Source organism: Streptomyces pacificus (genome assembly GCF_011766325.1).
GTDB lineage: Bacteria > Actinomycetota > Actinomycetes > Streptomycetales > Streptomycetaceae > Streptomyces > Streptomyces pacificus.
This window is the reverse complement of the sequence record NZ_BLLG01000003.1, coordinates 343,159-359,068: the sequence shown is the minus strand read 5'-3', so window position 1 is coordinate 359,068 and position 15,910 is coordinate 343,159. Positions and strand designations below refer to the sequence as shown.

12 protein-coding genes and 1 tRNA gene are annotated in these 15,910 nt (G+C 72.1%); 5 read left to right on the top strand and 8 right to left on the bottom strand.

Features of this window, described 5'->3' with window-relative positions; genetic code table 11:
- The first annotated feature begins 3 nt into the window (after positions 1-3).
- The gene (locus SCWH03_RS06695) at positions 4-720 is read left to right on the top strand and encodes an ABC transporter ATP-binding protein (protein ID WP_173263202.1); all 717 of its coding nucleotides are present in this window, start codon (positions 4-6) and stop codon (positions 718-720) included.
- 121 nt (positions 721-841) lie between these two features.
- Here SCWH03_RS06695 and SCWH03_RS06690 read toward each other — a convergent pair whose 3' ends face one another.
- Positions 842-1,507 carry an ANTAR domain-containing response regulator gene (locus SCWH03_RS06690; protein ID WP_173263201.1) on the bottom strand — a complete coding sequence of 222 codons (666 nt, stop codon included), beginning with the start codon at positions 1,505-1,507 and terminating at the stop codon, positions 842-844.
- Positions 1,508-1,607: 100 nt separating this feature from the next.
- On the opposite strand from SCWH03_RS06690, the gene SCWH03_RS06685 reads away from it, so the two are divergent.
- A tRNA-Leu gene (locus tag SCWH03_RS06685) sits at positions 1,608-1,682 on the top strand.
- Positions 1,683-1,792: 110 nt separating this feature from the next.
- Positions 1,793-2,563, top strand: a complete 771-nt coding sequence (locus tag SCWH03_RS06680) for a transcriptional regulator (protein WP_173263200.1) — start codon at positions 1,793-1,795, stop codon at positions 2,561-2,563.
- A gap of 189 nt (positions 2,564-2,752) precedes the next feature.
- Here SCWH03_RS06680 and pyk read toward each other — a convergent pair whose 3' ends face one another.
- On the bottom strand, positions 2,753-4,189 hold the full coding sequence (gene pyk / locus SCWH03_RS06675; RefSeq protein ID WP_173263199.1) for a pyruvate kinase: 1,437 nt from the start codon (positions 4,187-4,189) through the stop codon (positions 2,753-2,755).
- Between the two features lie 267 nt (positions 4,190-4,456).
- Between pyk and SCWH03_RS06670 the strand changes: the two genes are divergently transcribed.
- On the top strand, positions 4,457-6,250 hold the full coding sequence (locus tag SCWH03_RS06670) for a bifunctional metallophosphatase/5'-nucleotidase (protein ID WP_173263198.1): 1,794 nt from the start codon (positions 4,457-4,459) through the stop codon (positions 6,248-6,250).
- Positions 6,251-6,345: 95 nt separating this feature from the next.
- On the opposite strand, the gene SCWH03_RS06665 is transcribed toward SCWH03_RS06670, so the two are convergent.
- The 4 genes from SCWH03_RS06665 to SCWH03_RS06650 form a co-directional block, all read right to left on the bottom strand.
- Positions 6,346-7,773 carry a lysine N(6)-hydroxylase/L-ornithine N(5)-oxygenase family protein gene (locus SCWH03_RS06665; RefSeq protein WP_173263197.1) on the bottom strand — a complete coding sequence of 476 codons (1,428 nt, stop codon included), beginning with the start codon at positions 7,771-7,773 and terminating at the stop codon, positions 6,346-6,348.
- Positions 7,770-9,188, bottom strand: a complete 1,419-nt coding sequence (locus SCWH03_RS06660; RefSeq protein ID WP_173263196.1) for a pyridoxal phosphate-dependent decarboxylase family protein — start codon at positions 9,186-9,188, stop codon at positions 7,770-7,772. The genes SCWH03_RS06665 and SCWH03_RS06660 overlap by 4 nt, the downstream gene beginning before the upstream one ends.
- A gap of 487 nt (positions 9,189-9,675) precedes the next feature.
- Positions 9,676-12,174 (bottom strand): aminopeptidase N, encoded by a 2,499-nt coding sequence (pepN, locus tag SCWH03_RS06655; RefSeq protein ID WP_173263195.1) that lies wholly within the window; start codon positions 12,172-12,174, stop codon positions 9,676-9,678.
- Between the two features lie 45 nt (positions 12,175-12,219).
- On the bottom strand, positions 12,220-12,555 hold the full coding sequence (locus SCWH03_RS06650) for a chorismate mutase (protein ID WP_173263194.1): 336 nt from the start codon (positions 12,553-12,555) through the stop codon (positions 12,220-12,222).
- 504 nt (positions 12,556-13,059) lie between these two features.
- Here SCWH03_RS06650 and SCWH03_RS06645 point away from each other — a divergent pair.
- On the top strand, positions 13,060-13,959 hold the full coding sequence (locus SCWH03_RS06645; protein ID WP_173263193.1) for a hypothetical protein: 900 nt from the start codon (positions 13,060-13,062) through the stop codon (positions 13,957-13,959).
- Between the two features lie 87 nt (positions 13,960-14,046).
- Here the strand turns inward: SCWH03_RS06645 and SCWH03_RS06640 are convergent, their stop codons facing one another.
- Entirely contained in the window at positions 14,047-14,970 is a 924-nt protein-coding gene (locus SCWH03_RS06640) for an SDR family oxidoreductase (RefSeq protein ID WP_173263192.1), read from the bottom strand.
- A 1-nt stretch (position 14,971) separates the two neighbouring features.
- Positions 14,972-15,850: an SDR family oxidoreductase gene (locus SCWH03_RS06635; protein ID WP_254076596.1), complete on the bottom strand. Its 879-nt coding sequence runs from the start codon at positions 15,848-15,850 to the stop codon at positions 14,972-14,974.
- Positions 15,851-15,910: the final 60 nt, after the last annotated feature.

Sequence of the window (15,910 nt, the reverse complement as noted above, 5' to 3'; positions counted from 1 at the left end):
CTGATGACCGCACTTCTCGAAGTCGAGGACCTGCGCATCGCCTACGGCAAGATCGAGGCCGTCAAGGGCATCTCGTTCAAGGTCGAAGCGGGCGAGGTCGTCACCCTCATCGGCACCAACGGAGCCGGCAAGACCACGACCCTGCGCACGATCTCCGGGCTCCTCAAGCCCGTCGGCGGACAGATCAAGTTCAACGGCAGGTCACTGCGCAAGGTCCCCGCGCACCAGATCGTCTCGCTCGGGCTCGCCCACTCCCCCGAGGGCCGGCACATCTTCCCGCGCATGACGATCGAGGACAACCTCCTCCTCGGTGCCTTCCTGCGCAACGACAGGGAGGGCATCGCCAAGGACGTCCAGCGGGCCTACGACCTCTTCCCCATCCTGGGGGAGCGCAGAAGGCAGGCGGCCGGTACGCTCTCCGGCGGCGAGCAGCAGATGCTCGCCATGGGCCGGGCCCTGATGTCCCAGCCGAAGCTGCTCATGCTCGACGAGCCCTCCATGGGCCTCTCACCGATCATGATGCAGAAGATCATGGCCACCATCGCGGAACTCAAGGCCCAGGGCACCACCATCCTGCTCGTCGAGCAGAACGCCCAGGCCGCGCTCTCCCTGGCCGACCACGGCCATGTCATGGAGATCGGCAAGGTCGTCCTCTCCGGCAGCGGACAGGACCTGCTGCACGACGAGTCCGTCCGCAAGGCCTACCTCGGCGAGGACTGACCCGCACCGGGAACACCGGAGGCCCGCACCCGGCGAACCGCGGGGTGCGGGCCTCCTCGGTCCACCACCCCGGCCGCGAGTGACCGGAGGCCGCGGATGCGCGCCCCGACAGCCCCGACGACTACTGCCCGTCCTGGCCCCTGGCCGCCTTCTTCTCCTCGGCGTCCTCGATGACCGCCTCCGCGACCTGCTGCATCGACAGCCGGCGGTCCATCGACGTCTTCTGGATCCACCGGAACGCGGCCGGCTCGGTCAGCCCGTACTGCGTCTGCAGCACGCTCTTCGCCCGGTCCACCAGCTTCCGCGTCTCCAGCCGCTGGGCGAGATCCGCGACCTCCTTCTCCAGCGCACGCAGCTCGGCGAACCGCGACACCGCCATCTCGATGGCCGGCACCACGTCGCTCTTGCTGAACGGCTTCACCAGGTACGCCATCGCCCCGGCGTCCCGCGCGCGCTCGACGAGATCGCGCTGGGAGAACGCGGTCAGCATCAGGACCGGCGCGATGGACTCCTCCGCGATCTTCTCGGCCGCGGAAATCCCGTCGAGCACCGGCATCTTCACATCGAGGATCACCAGATCCGGCCGCTGCTCGCGGGCCAGCTCGACGGCCCGCTGCCCGTCCCCGGCCTCGCCGACGACCGTGTACCCCTCTTCCTCGAGCATCTCTTTCAGGTCGAGGCGGATCAGGGCCTCGTCCTCTGCGATGACGACACGGGTCGTCATGGGCGGGACGTGCGACGCGTTGCCGTCGTCGGCGACGGGCTGGGGCGACTCGGGGGCGGTCACGGAAGCTCCTCGGTGCGGGGCCGGTGCTGCTGCCCATGAGCCTACCTAGCTGCGGTATGGTGGACGCGCAGAGGGTCAGGGGAGACCTTCGATTCTGCTAGCCCCGGTAGCCCAACTGGCATGAGGCAATGGATTCAAAACCCATACAGTGTCGGTTCGAATCCGACCCGGGGCACTTTTCCTTCATTTCCAAGGTCACTATACGATCTGGAAGAAATCACCCAACCTCGTGAAGCGCACGCCGAGGCCCCTCGCGGCCCGCCCCGCTGAGCCAATCTCGTGCACATGTACGACATCGGTGTGCGCAAGCAGGCGCTGGCGCTGATTGCCACGGGGCGCAGCCTGAACTCCGTCAGCAAGGAGACGGGGATATCCCGTGCCGCCATCCGCGCCTGGCAGGTGCGGATCGAGCCACTCCCCCGGGCGGCTCCCTGCCCGCGATGCCGGACCCAGCCCACGGAACCCGTGGATACCGCCGCCTACGCCTACCTACTCGGGCTGTACCTCGGCGACGGATGCATCAGTGCCCACCCGCGCGGCGGCCACCATCTGCGGATCGCCTGCGCCGACGCCTGGCCAGGACTGATCGACGCCTGCCGCACGGCGATCACATCGGTGCGGCCGGAGGACAAGGTGTACATCTTGCAGAAGCAGGGGTGCGTCATGGTCACGAGCTACGGACGGCATTGGACGTGCCTCTTTCCGCAGCACGGTCCCGGCAGGAAGCACCGACGCACGATCGCCCTCGAGGACTGGCAGCAGCGCATCGTCGATACTCGTCCATGGGAACTCGTGCGAGGGCTAGTCCACTCCGACGGCTGCCGTGTCACCAACTGGACCACCCGCGTCGTCGGGGGAGAACGCAAGCGCTACGAGTACCCGCGCTACTTCTTCACCAACACGTCCACCGACATCGTGCAGCTCTACACCGACACTCTCGACGGGCTCGGCGTGGCGTGGCGGACACTCCGTCAGAGCAGGGCTGCCGTAACGGTCTCCGTCGCCCGGCGGGAGTCCGTCGCGCTCATGGATGCGCATATCGGCCCCAAGTACTGAGCGGTCCCGAAACGCGATCGGCCCCGAAGCACGCGAACGGCGGCGACGGGCACCGGGAAACCTGTTCGGCGAAGACGCTGTGGCGCCGCAGGACGACGTGAAGCCGCTCCCTGCCGCCGCCGACCGGAGCGCGTTCCGCGTCCGGCGGGGCGCCGCGTCGCACACCGGGTCGCGGCGGAGCGGCCGCCGTCAGGTGCGCGGGATGTCGTCCTCGCCGATGTGGTGGACGCGTACGAGGTTGGTGGAGCCGGCGACTCCGGGCGGGGACCCTGCGGTGATGACGACGGTGTCGCCGGGCCGGCAGCGGCCGATGCGGAGGAGTTCCCCGTCGACATGGGCGACCATCGCGTCGGTCGATTCGACGCGGGGGCCGAGGAAGGCCTCGACACCCCAGGTGAGGCTGAGCTGGGAGCGGGTGGCGGGGTCGGGGGTGAAGGCCAGCAGGGGGATGGGTGAGCGGTAGCGGGAGAGGCGTCGTACGGTGTCGCCCGACTGGGTCAGGGCGACGAGGAACCGGGCACCGAGGAAGTCGCCGATCTCGGCGGCGGCGCGGGCGACGGAACCGCCCTGGGTGCGGGGTTTGCCGCGCTCCGTCAGCGGGGGGAGGCCCTTGGCGAGGATCTCCTGCTCGGCGGCTTCGACGATGCGGCCCATCGTGCGGACGGTCTCGACGGGGTATGCCCCGATGCTGGTCTCGCCGGAGAGCATCACGGCGTCGGTGCCGTCGATGACGGCGTTGGCGACATCGGAGGCCTCGGCGCGGGTGGGACGGGAGTTGTCGATCATCGACTCGAGCATCTGGGTGGCGACGATGACGGGCTTGGCATTGCGCCGGGCCAGGGTGATGGCGTGTTTCTGGACCAGGGGGACCCGCTCCAGGGGCATCTCGACGCCGAGGTCGCCGCGGGCGACCATGATCCCGTCGAAGGCGGCGACGATGCCGTCGATGCCTTCGACGGCCTGAGGCTTCTCGATCTTCGCGATGACGGGGAGGCGGCGCCCCTCCTCGTCCATGACGCGGTGGACGTCCTCGATGTCGCGTCCGCTGCGGACGAAGGAGAGCGCGATGACGTCGGCACCGGTTCTGACCGCCCAGCGGAGGTCGTCGATGTCCTTGCCGGAGAGCGCGGGGACGGAGACGGCGGCTCCGGGGAGGTTGAGGCCCTTGTGGTCGGAGATCACCCCGCCCTCGACGACGGTGGTGCGGACGCGAGCGCCGTCGACCGCGGTGACCTCCAGCGAGACGCGTCCGTCGTCGACGAGGATGCGCTCTCCCGCGGCGACGTCCTCGGCGAGGCCGGCATGGCTGGTGCCGCAGATCTCGCGGTCGCCTTCCACGGGTTCGGTGGTGAGGGTGAATCGGTCGCCGTGTTCAAGGAGTACAGGGCCTTCGGCGAATCGTCCGAGACGGATCTTCGGGCCCTGAAGATCTGCCAGGACGCCGACGCTGCGGCCGGTTTCGTCCGCGGCCTTGCGGACATGCCGATAGCGCTGCTCGTGATCGGCGTGGGTGCCGTGGCTGAGGTTCAGGCGGGCGACGTCCATTCCGGCGTCCACGAGTGCCTTGATCTGCTCGTATGAGTCGGTGGCGGGCCCCAGTGTGCAGACGATCTTTGCTCGGCGCATGACTCGAGCCTATGTCTTACCCACCGGTAGAGAATCGGTTGGACATGACCGCCCAACGACCATTCAGTGAAACCCTATTGACAGGTATTGAATCGTGCGGGTGGCTGCTCTTCTGAGCACGCGGACCCGTCCCGGCAGGCCGCGCGCGCCGTTTCCCGTCGCGCCGCACGTCGGCCGGCCTCCGGCACTTTCGCCCCCGGGCTGCGTACGGCAGACTCTACGCGCGTCGTTCCACGCGCGTAGCACCATCAGGACGAGGGAGTTCGCATGCCGCTCAACCGCAGGACGTTCCTGGGCCGCTCGGCCGCGACGGGGGCCGGGGCAGCGATGGCGGGCGGCCTTGCCGCCCCCGCCGTGGCCCGTGACCGCCCGGATCGGCGCAAGCGGTACTCGTTCACCGTGATGGGGACCACCGATCTGCACGGGAACGTCTTCAACTGGGACTACTTCACCGATCGGGAGTTCGACGACAAGGCCCACAACGACGTCGGCCTGGCCAAGATCTCCACCCTGGTGAACCAGGTGCGCGAGGAGAAGGGGCGCCGCAACACCCTGCTGATCGACGCCGGTGACACCATCCAGGGCACACAACTGTCCTACTACTACGCCAAGATCGACCCCATCACCGCACACCGCGGGCCCGTGCACCCCATGGCGCAGGCGATGAACGCCATCGGCTACGACGCGGCCGCACTCGGCAACCACGAGTTCAACTACGGCATCCCGGTGCTGCGCAGGTTCCAGGAGCAGTGCGACTTCCCGCTGCTGGGCGCCAACGCCCTGGACGCGAGGACACTGCAGCCGGCGTTCCCGCCGTACAGCATGCACCGGCTGCGCACCCCGCACGGCCGCGATGTCCGGGTGGCGGTGCTGGGGCTGACGAACCCGGGCATCGCGATCTGGGACAAGGCCCACGTCACGGGGCAGATGGTCTTCCCCGGACTGGAGGAGCAGGCGGCGAAGTGGGTGCCCAGGCTCCGTTCGATGGGCGCGGACGTGGTGATCGTCTCGGCGCACTCGGGTTCGAGCGGCACCTCCTCGTACGGTGACCAGCTCCCGTACATCGAGAACGCCGCAGCCCTGGTGGCCGAGCAGGTCCCGGGGATCGATGCGATCCTGGTGGGGCACGCGCACACGGAGATCGCCGAGTACCGGGTCGCCAACCGGCAGACCGGCGCGCCGGTGGTGCTGTCCGAGCCGCTGAAGTGGGGCCAGCGACTCACCCTGTTCGACTTCGACCTGGTGTGGGAGCGGGGCCGGTGGACGGTGGCTGAGGTGGGGGCGAAGGTCCTCAACTCCCACACGGTCGGGGAGGACCCGAGGATCACCGGGCTGCTGGGGGACGAGCACGAGAAGGTCGTCGCCTACGTCAACCAGGTGATCGGCACGTCCACGGCCGCGATGACGACGGTCCAGGCGCCGTGGCAGGACGAGCCGATCATCGACCTGATCAACCAGGTGCAGACGGAGACGGTACGGGAGGCGCTGGCGGGCGGGCAGTGGGCGGCGCTGCCGGTGCTGTCGCAGGCTTCGTGCTTCTCACGCTCGGCGGCGATCCCGGCGGGAGAGGTGACGATCCGGGACGCGGCCGGGCTCTATCCGTTCGAGAACACGCTGGAGGCGCGGCTGATGACCGGCGCCCAGCTGAAGGACTATCTGGAGTACTCGGCGCGGTACTACGTGCAGACACCGGCCGGGTCGCCGGTGGACACGGCGAAGCTGACGAACGCCGACGGCATACCGGACTACAACTACGACGCGGTGTCGGGCCTGACGTACGAGATCGACATCGCGAGGCCGGCCGGGTCGCGGATCACGCACCTGTCCTTCCAGGGCGAGCCGATCGACTCGGAGGCGCGGTTCGTGCTCGCGGTGAACAACTACCGGGCCGCCGGCGGCGGTGCCTTCCCGCATGTCGCCCACGCCGAGCAGCTGTGGTCGAACTCGGACGAGATCCGCAACACGATCATCCAGTGGGTGCGGGCGAAGGGCACCGTGGACCCGGCGTCGTTCGCGTCGGTGAGCTGGAGGCTGACCCGGGACGGTACTCCGGTCTTCTAGGGCGTGCCCCGAAACCGGGTCCGGTGCCGTGTGGGGCCTGTCCGGGCGGACCGGCGGCGTCACGGCCGGGCCGGGAGGGATCTGCGGGACGCGCCTCAGCAGCGTTCCTCGAGCGGGGTCAGTCGGGGCACCTGGCCGGGGATGCCGGGCGCCGCGCACCGTTGGAGTCCGAAGCTGGTGAAGGCGGAGCGGCGGGGCAGCGGGTAGGGCTCCTTGCCGGTCAGGGAGTTGAGGATGGTCGCGCTGCGCCAGGCGGCCAGTCCGAGGTCGGGTGCGCCCACCCCGTGGGTGTGCCGGTCCGCGTTCTGCACATACACGGATCCGGTGACCGCGGGGTCCATCACGAGCCGGAAGTGCGCGTCGATGCGGGGCCTTCCGGCGGCGTCGCGTCGCAGGTACGGGTCGAGGCCGACGAGGACCCGGTCGAGGGGGCGTTCGCGGTAGCCGGTGGCGAGGACGACGGCGTCGGTGATGAGCTGCGAGCGGACGCCCTGCCGGAAGTGCTCCAGGTGCAGTTCGACCCTGGTGGTGGCGACCCGGCCGGCGGTGCGGACCCGCACGCCGGGGGCGAGGACGGCGTCGGGCCAGCCGCCGTGCAGGCTGCGCCGGTACAGCTCGTCGTGGATGGCGGCGATGGTGCCGGCGCCGATGCCCTTGTGGAGTTGCCACTGCCGCGCGAGGAGGTCGTCCCGCGCCGGTTCCGGCAGGGCGTGGAAGTAGTGGACGTAGTCGGGGGTGAAATGCTCCAGCCCGAGCTTGGAGTACTCCATGGGTGCGAACGCCTCGGTGCGGGCCAGCCAGTGGACCTGTTCGGCTCCGGCAGGCCGGGAGCGCAGTACGTCGAGGAAGACCTCGGCGCCCGACTGGCCGGAGCCGATGACGGTGATGTGCCCGGCGGCGAGGAGCTGTTCGCGGTGCTGCAGGTAGTCGGCGGAGTGGATCACGAGCACTCCGGGGGCGTCGACCAGGGGCTGCAGCGGTTCGGGCACATGGGGCTCGGTGCCGATGCCGACGGCGATGTGCCGGGTGCGGGCGAGGCCCGGTGAGCGGGCTCCTCCCTCCGGGTCGAGCCGGGTGAAGTCGACCTCGAACAGGGAGTGTTCCGGGTTCCAGCGGACGGCGTCGACCTGGTGCCCGAAGTGGAGTCCTGGCAGGCGTTCGCTGACCCAGCGGCAGTAGGCGTCGTACTCGGCTCGTTCGATGTGGAACCGCTCGGCGAAGTAGAAGGGGAAGAGCCGGTCGTGGTCCTTGAGATAGCCGAGGAAGGACCAGGGGCTGGTGGGGTCGGCGAGGGTGACGAGGTCGGCGAGGAAGGGGACCTGGAGGGTGGTGCCGTCGATGAGCAGTCCGGCGTGCCAGTGGAACGCGGGGCGCTGCTCGTAGAAGGCGGTGGCGAGAGCGTCGGCGGTGCTCCCGGTCCGCAGTCCGTGGGCGAGGGCGGCGAGGGAGAGGTTGAAGGGCCCGATGCCGATGCCGACGAGGTCGTGGGGCTGGTCGGTCCGGGGGGCGGGGGTACCGGTCATCGGGTGCTGCTGCCTTCCACGAGTGCGATGAGGGTGTCGAGGTCGTCCGCGGTGGTGTGGGGGTTGAGCAGGGTGGCCTTGAGCCAGAGCCTGCCGTCCGCGTGGGCGCGGCCGAGGACGGCGCGGCCGTCGTACAGGAGCCGGCGGCGCAGGCCTGCGACGGCGGTGTCGCTCGCGCCGCGGGGCCGGAAGAGGACCGTGGACAGTACGGGTCTGCGGTGGAGTTCCAGGCCGGGGCGCCCCCCGATCAGGTCGGCGCAGTCCCGGGCGGCGGCCAGGGTGCGGTCGACGAGGTCCCCCAGGCCGTCGCGGCCGAGGGCCCGGAGGGTCACGGCGACCTTGAGGATGTCGGGTCGGCGGGTCGTCCTCGGTGAGCGGCCGAGGAGGTCGGGCAGCCCGGCCTCGGTGTCGTCGTCGGGGTTCAGATAGTCCGCGGTGTGGGCGAGCGGTGCGAGCCGGGCGCTGCCGGGGACGGCGAGGATGCCGGCGGCGACCGGTTGCCAGCCCAGTTTGTGCAGGTCGAGGGTGACGGAGTGGGCGCGGTCCAGACCGCGGAGCAGGTTCCGGTGGCAGTGGCTGAACAGCAGCGGCCCGCCGTAGGCGGCGTCGATGTGCAGTGCGGCGCCGTGGCGTTCGCAGAGGTCCGCGATGCCGTCGAGGGGGTCGATGAGCCCGGCGTCGGTCGTGCCAGCGGTGGCCGTGACGAGCACGGGGCCGTCGTGCAGGGCGGTGAGGGCGCCGTCGAGGGCGGCGAGGTCGGTGGTGCCGTCCGGGGCGGGTACGGTGACGGGCTCGGGGAGCCCGAGGAGCCAGGCGGAGCGGCGCACGGAGTGGTGGATGTTGGCGCCGCACACGATCCGGACCGGTCCGTGCTGCTCGCGGGCGAGGAGGACGGCGAGTTGGTTGGCCTCGGTGCCTCCGGTGGTGACCAGGGCGTCGGGGCGGGCGGCTCGCGGAAACACCTCGGCGGCCAGGGCACGGCTCACCTCCGCCTCCAGCGCGGAGGCGGCGGGTGCCTGGTCCCAGGAGTCCAGGGACGGGTTGAGCGCGGACGCGGCGAGGTCGGCGGCGACGGCGAGCGCCAGGGGCGGAGTGTGGAGGTGCCCGGCGCAGCGCGGGTGGGCGGGGTCCGCCGCGCCGTACGCGAAGGCCTCGACGAGGCTGCGGAGCGCTTCCCGGGCGCCGCGGCCGCGGTCGGGGATCACGGGGGCGACGGTCTCCGCGACGGAGCGGTCGAGGTGTCGGGGGCCGCCGGGCGGCAGCGGCCCGCCGCGCGCGAGGGCCCCCGTGCGGAGTGCGTCCAGGACGACGTCGAGGAGGGGCCGCAGCGCGTCGGGCCCTCCGCTTCCTCCGGCGAGCGGGGGGAGGTCGCCTCCGGTCGTGGGGCTCGACGTCGTACGCGGCGGCGTGGTCATGAGGGGACCTCCGGGGACGTCGGCGTCGGCCCTGGGGGCGCTGAGGCTCCTCCCGCCAGGGTGTACGGGGTCGGGGTGGACTGTCCGCAGAGTTCAACGATCCGGACCCGAAAGCGGTGCGCGCCCCCTGCCGCGAGGGGGCGTGGCGCCGGACGGGCTCACACCGGATGGACGCCGCCGCAGGGGCCCGGATGACATGGGCCCGGATGACATGGGCCCGGGTCAGATGGGCCCGGATGACATGGGTGCTGGCCGACTGGTCCCTGCCCCGCAGGCACTGGCCGCATGAGCACTGGCCACCTGGGCACACGCCAGGCGGCCCCGCACCGGATGGACCCCGACCGCACCGGACACCCCGACCGCACCGGACACGGGCCCCGGCCGGGCGGCACCGGAGCGGGACCGGAGCCCCCCGGCCGGACAGGCACCGCACGGGCCGCAGGGTCCCCGGCACCGCCGCGCGGGGGGCGGCGGCGGGGCCGCCGCCCTACGCGCCGCGCACCCGCAGTGCCCTGCGCAGGTCGTCCAGTTGATCGACCAGTTTGCGCCGCATGAGGGGGGTCATCTCGGTGTCGCGCAGGCATTCCTCGCCGAGGCGGAGGGTTTCCGCGTCCACGGCGTGGAGCGGGAAGGCGTGGCGTCCGGCCGCCTCCGCGATCGCGGGACCGCGCCGGTTCGCGAGGGCGACGGCCGCCGGGTAGAAGAGCGGCACGTACCCGCCGACCAGTTCGGCCTGTTCGGGCTGCCAGAAGCCCTGCGCCGTGGCGGCGAAGAGGTAGTTGGACAGGTCGTCCGCCTCGAAGAGCCGGGACCACGCAGCGGCCTTGGCCTCCGGGGTGGGCAGCGCGGCCCGGCAGCGGGCCGCGCCCTCCTGCCCGGTGGCGCTGGGGTCGCGGTCGAGTTCGGCCGCGATCCCGGCGTCGTCGGTGGCGCCGAGGACCGCGAGCCGGCCGAGGACGCGCCAGCGCAGCTCGGCGTCGAGGGCGGGCCCGCCGGGCACGCTGCCGTCGGCGAGCCAGTCGTGCAGCCCGTTGGGGTGGGCGGCGGCGTCGACGAGGTGGCGTACGGCGGTGAGGCGCAGGCCGGGGTGGCTGCCGTCCTCGGTGCGGCGGATGAGGTCGCGGCTGAGGTCGGTGAGCAGGGCGAGCGCGGCGGGGCGGTCCCCGGGGGGGAGGTAGCGGTCGGCGATCTGGGTGCGGGCGAAGGCCAGGACGCCCTGGACGATGGCGAGGTCGTGCTCGTGCGGGAGGTGTGCGCGGGCGGTCTCGAGATAGGCGGCGGGTTCGAGACCGCCGTCGCGGACCGTGTCGCGGAGGCTGTTCCAGACGACGGCGCGGGTGAGCGGGTCGGGGATGCCGGAGAGGCTGCGCAACGCCCGTTCGGCGGACCGCGCGTCGAGCCTGATCTTGGCGTAGCCGAGGTCGCCGTCGTTGAGGACGACGAGGTCGGGGCGGCGGCCGGTGCGCACGATGCCGTCCGGGCCTTGGGGGACATCGGCCTCGAAGCGTTCGCGCAGGACGAGCGCGCGGCCGTCGACGGGGTCGCGGTCGTAGCTGCCGACCGCTATGCGGTGCGGGCGGCCGCCGTCGCGGTCGATGTCGAGGCGCCAGGCGCCGGACTGGGCGGTGATCCGCGGGGTGAGGGTGTCGACGCCGGTGGTACGGAGCCAGGCGGCGGCCCAGGTGTGCACATCGCGGTCGGTGGCCTCGGCGAGGGAGTCGATGAAGTCGGCGAGGGTGGCGTTGCCGAAGCGGTGGCGCGCGAAGTGGACGTTGATGCCGGCGAGGAAGTCCTTCTCGCCGAGCCAGGCGACGAGTTGGCGGAGCGCGGAGGCGCCCTTGGCGTAGGAGATCCCGTCGAAGTTGAGCAGTGCGGAGGCGGTGTCGGGGACCTTGTCCTGGTCGGGGGCCACGGGGTGGGTGGAGGGGCGCTGGTCGGCGTCGTAGCCCCAGGACTTGCGGCCGATACCGAAGTCGGTCCAGGTGTCGGTGAAGCGGGTGGCCTCGGTCAGGGTCTGGTAGCCCATGTACTCGGCGAAGGACTCGTTCAGCCAGATGTCGTCCCACCAGCGGAGGGTGACGAGGTCGCCGAACCACATGTGGGCCATCTCGTGGGCGATGACTATGGCGCGGGTCTGGCGTTCGGTGTCGGTGACCGCGGAGCGGTAGACGAACTCGTCGCGGAAGGTGACGAGACCGGGGTTCTCCATGGCGCTGGCGTTGAACTCGGGTACGAAGGCCTGGTCGTAGGAGTCGAAGGGGTAGGGCTCTTCGAACTTCTCGTGGTAGCGGTCGAAGCACTGCCGGGTGATGTCGAGGATTTCGTCGGCGTCCTCGTCGAGGTGGCGGGCGAGGGACCGGCGGCAGTGGATGCCGAAGGGCAGGCCGCGGTGCTCGGTGCGGACGGAGTGCCAGGATCCGGCGGCGACGGCGACGAGGTAGGTGGGGATGCGGGGGGTGGGGGCGGCGCTCCAGCGGCCGTCGCCGTGGTGGGTGGTGACGCCGTTGGCGAGGACGGTCCAGCCCTCGGGCGCGGTCACCGACAGTGCGAAGACCGCCTTGAGGTCGGGCTGGTCGAAGGCGGCGAACACGCGCTGCACGTCGTCCAGGAAGAGCTGGGTGTAGACGTAGGTCTCGCCGTCCGCCGGGTCGGTGAAGCGGTGCATGCCCTCGCCGGTGCGGGAGTAGTGCATGGCGGCCTCGATGCGCAGCTCGTGCTCGCCCTCGGCAAGGCCGGTGAGTGGAAGCCGGTTGCCGTCGAGCCGCTCGGGGTCGAGGCGCCGCCCGTCGAGGGTGGCGGAGCGCAGGACGGCCGGTTTGAGCTCCACGAAGGTGTCGCCGGCGGCGCGGGCCGTGAACCCGATCACGGTGCTCGACTGGAAGGTCCCGTCGGTGGTGAGGTCGAGTTCGACCGAGTATCGGCGGACGTCCAGCAGCTGGGCTCGGGTCTGCGCTTCGTCGTGCGTGAGTACGGGCATGGGGGCCATGCTGCCCGATGGCCCCGGTCCCGTACACGGGGGTATCCGGATTGGTCAGCCCCTGCCGGTGGTGCCGGGTGCGTCGGCGATCCGCTCGTGGTGGCGGATGACCTCGGCGATGATGAAGTTCAGCAGCTTCTCGGCGAAGCCGGGGTCGAGTCTGGCGTTCTCGGCGAGCTGCCTGAGCCGGGCGATCTGGCGGGCTTCGCGGGCCGGGTCGGCGGGCGGGAGGTGGTGTTCGGCCTTGAGGTGGCCGACCTGCTGGGTGCATTTGAAGCGCTCGGCGAGCATATGGACGACGGCCGCGTCGATGTTGTCGATGCTCTCGCGGAGCCTGGTGAGTTCGGCCAGGACGGAGTCGTCGGTGCCGCTCGTCTCGCTGGTGGTCATGGAGTGGGAGCTTACGTCGACCGGAGGGGGCGGTCAGACGCGATCAGGCGCGGTCAGGGGCGGCCGGCGGCTCCCGGGATCCGCCGGGCGGCCGCTCCGGCCGCCCGGGGCGCCGCGGTCCCGCGGGGGCGCATGCAGGGCGGATGCCGGGGCGGATGCCGGGGCGGATGCGCTCCATGGGGCGCACACCGGGTCGCGCGGGAGGCCGGAGCGCGCTCACATCGGCGCACCGGGTGGTACGGGAGGCCGGCGCCCCGCACATAACGGTGGCAGCGCGTGTGCGCGGCACGGCCCGCGCCATGGGTAGCGGCATGGGCCTGTCAACTCTGCGGTGGGCAGCGCCCCTCGCGCCCGCAAGGAGCACACGTCAGCCGGATACGGCCCCGCCGCAGCGCTGCGGACGACCGTCGGGACACCTCCGCACACCGTAGAGTCGGCAGGGTCCGGCCCGTCCCCCGACCCGCGGCGGACCGGCCGGGAGAAGCACCCACAGGGGGTTCCGGCATGGCGAACGGAAGCGAGGTCGTGCACGGCTTCCCGCATCTCGACACGGTGCGGACCGCGATCACGGCGCTGCACAGACGACTCCCGTACGACGGTCTGCGCGCCTACGGGAGCAGCGTCCCGCCCGCCGACGTCGCCTTCGCCGAGGGCGAGGACCTCCATCTGGGGGCGCAGCGGGTGGCCCGTGCGCTGGTGCGTCAGCTGCGGCTGCCGGACGCCCGGATGATCGTGGGCTTCCGCGAGATGCGCCACGCCGCGAGCGTCGAGCTCACCGCGGGACCGGAGTACTTCATCGAACTCAACGAGCGGTTCCGCCGCCATCGCCGCGACATCGGAGCGGCCCTCGCGCACGAGATCACGCATGTGCTGCTGCACCGTCTGGGGTTGGAGTTCCACGGGCTGCGGGACAACGAGATCCTCACCGACACGGTGGCGACGTATCTCGGGGCGGGCTGGCTGCTGCTCGACGCCTACCGCGAGGACGAGGTTTCGAGCCAGAAACTGGGCTATCTCACCCCGGAGGAATTCGGCTACGTCCTGGCCGGACGCGCACTGGTCTTCGGCGAGGACCCGTCGGTCTGGTTCACCAGCCCGCAGGGCTACGACGCGTACACCGAGGGCAGGGCCCGGGCGCTGCGGGACCGCCGGCGGCCCCCGCTGTCGGCGGCGGGGTGGAACGGGCGGCGGCGCTACGCCAAGGACCGGCGGTACGCGGTGGACCATCCGGACCCGGTACGGCCGGGGCACGAATCCTCGTACGCCTTCGAGCACGCGCCGGGCGGCGGGCTGCGGGTGTCGTTCCCCTGCCCCACCTGCCACCAGCGGATCCGGGTGCCGGTGCGGGGCCGGGTACGGGCGCGGTGCGGGCTGTGCCGGACCGTTCTCGAATGCGACACCTGAGGGGTCTTCTGCAGGGCTTGGCCGGTGGTGCAGGGCGACGCCACCGAGGTCGCGGTCATGCAGGCCGGCGGACCGCAGGGGCCCCGGTCACCCCGCCCCGTACACCGGGAGCGGCCCCGCCGCCTCCGCCAGGAGCCGCCGGGCCGTCTCCCCCGCCTCCGCGGCGGTGAAGCGGGCGCCGCGGTCGGCCGTGGGGCCCCGGCGCCAGCCCTCCATCACCGTGATGCGGCCCGCCTCCACCTCGAACACCCGGCCGGTCACGCCCTGGGACGCCGCCGAGCCCAGCCACACCACCAGGGGTGACACGTTCTCCGGCGCCATCGCGTCGAAGGCTCCCGGGTCCTGAGGCGCCGCCATCGCCGCGGCGAAGGTCCGCTCCGTCATGCGCGTCCGGGCGGCCGGGGCGATCGCGTTGACCTGGACGCCGTAGCGGGAGAGTTCCGCCGATGCGACCAGGGTCAGGCCGACCACACCGGCCTTGGCCGCGCTGTAGTTGCCCTGCCCGACCGAGCCCAGCAGGCCGGCGCCGCTGGAGGTGGTGACGACGCGGGCCGCCGGGCGGCGCCCCGCGCGCGCCTCGGCCCGCCAGTGCGCCGCCGCGTGCTTCAACGGCAGGAAGTGCCCCTTCAGATGGACCCGCACCACGGCGTCCCAGTCGTCCTCATCGAGGTTGACCAGCATCCGGTCACGCAGGAACCCCGCGTTGTTGACGAGCGTGTCGAGCCGCCCGAAGGAGCCGAGTGCCGTCGCCACCAGCGAGGCGGCACCCCCGGACGAGGCCACGTCGTCCGCGTGGGCCACCGCCTCGCCGCCCCGGGCGCGGATCTCCCCGACGACCCGGTCGGCCGGGCCGGGCCCGCCGGGCGAACCGTCCGGCCCGACGCCCAGATCGTTGACGACGACCCGTGCGCCCTCCGCCGCGAACGCCAGCGCATGGGCACGCCCCAGTCCCCGGCCCGCGCCCGTCACGGCCACCACCCGGCCCCGGCAGATCCCGCCGTGTGCGTTCATCTCAGCCCTCCTCGTGGTCGGTGGTGCCCGTGGGGGTGCCGGCCGGCGCACCGGGGGGAGCCTCGACCGCGCCGGCGGTCGCATCCCGGTCCGCCGCCGCACCCCGGTCCGCCGCCGCCGCATCCCGGTCCGCCGCCGCGGCGCCGAGGTACGCGGGTCGCTCCCCGCCCCCGTGCACCAGCAGGGACGCCCCGCTGATGTAGGCGGCCCGCCCGGACGCGAGGAACACCGCCGCGTCGCCGATCTCGTCCGGCTCCGCGATGCGGCCCAGCGGCACGGTGCGGCCCACCGCCGCGACGCCGTGTTCGTCGCCGTAGTGGAGGTGCGACAGCTCCGTGCGGACCATGCCGGGCACGATCGTGTTGACCCGCACCTCGGGCGCCCACTCCACCGCCATGGTCCGGGCCAGGCTCTCCAGCCCCGCCTTGGCCGCCGCGTAGGCGGCCGTCCCGGGTGACGGCCGGGTCCCGCTCACACTGCCGACCATCACGACGCATCCGCGGGACGCGTGCAGCAGGTCGTGGGCGGCGAGCGAGGCGGTCAGCGGCGCCGTCAGGTTCAGTTCCAGGACCCGCGCGTGGCGCGCCGGGCCGCCGTCGCGCAGCAGCCGGTGCGGCGTTCCTCCCGCGTTGTTGACCAGGACGTCGAGCCGGCCGTGGCGGTGGGCGACCCGGGCGAAGAGGTCCTCGGCCGCCGCCGGGTCCCGCAGGTCGACGGGCAGGAACCGGGCCGTGCGCCCGGCCGACCCGACGGGCGCGTCCGGTGGTCTGCGGGCGCAGACGACGACGTCCGCCCCGGCCGCCAGGAACGCCCGCGCGATGCCCGCGCCGACACCCCGGGTTCCTCCGGTGACGACGGCGACCCTCCCGTCCAGCTCCATCGGCTGCTACCTTCCTGACGAACAGTCACCTAACAAACGTTTGGTGGAAAGGTAGCTGAT

What these genes read in the sequence shown, in the direction of transcription:
- SCWH03_RS06695 (WP_173263202.1), top strand. Translation starts at nt 4, where the DNA reads ATGACCGCACTTCTCGAAGTCGAGGACCTGCGCATCGCCTACGGCAAG.
- SCWH03_RS06680 (WP_173263200.1), top strand. Translation starts at nt 1,793, where the DNA reads ATGTACGACATCGGTGTGCGCAAGCAGGCGCTGGCGCTGATTGCCACG.
- pyk (WP_173263199.1), bottom strand. Translation starts at nt 4,189, where the DNA reads ATGCGCCGAGCAAAGATCGTCTGCACACTGGGGCCCGCCACCGACTCA.
- SCWH03_RS06670 (WP_173263198.1), top strand. Translation starts at nt 4,457, where the DNA reads ATGCCGCTCAACCGCAGGACGTTCCTGGGCCGCTCGGCCGCGACGGGG.
- SCWH03_RS06665 (WP_173263197.1), bottom strand. Translation starts at nt 7,773, where the DNA reads ATGACCGGTACCCCCGCCCCCCGGACCGACCAGCCCCACGACCTCGTC.
- SCWH03_RS06660 (WP_173263196.1), bottom strand. Translation starts at nt 9,188, where the DNA reads ATGACCACGCCGCCGCGTACGACGTCGAGCCCCACGACCGGAGGCGAC.
- pepN (WP_173263195.1), bottom strand. Translation starts at nt 12,174, where the DNA reads ATGGCCCCCATGCCCGTACTCACGCACGACGAAGCGCAGACCCGAGCC.
- SCWH03_RS06650 (WP_173263194.1), bottom strand. Translation starts at nt 12,555, where the DNA reads ATGACCACCAGCGAGACGAGCGGCACCGACGACTCCGTCCTGGCCGAA.
- SCWH03_RS06645 (WP_173263193.1), top strand. Translation starts at nt 13,060, where the DNA reads ATGGCGAACGGAAGCGAGGTCGTGCACGGCTTCCCGCATCTCGACACG.
- SCWH03_RS06640 (WP_173263192.1), bottom strand. Translation starts at nt 14,970, where the DNA reads ATGAACGCACACGGCGGGATCTGCCGGGGCCGGGTGGTGGCCGTGACG.
- SCWH03_RS06635 (WP_254076596.1), bottom strand. Translation starts at nt 15,850, where the DNA reads ATGGAGCTGGACGGGAGGGTCGCCGTCGTCACCGGAGGAACCCGGGGT.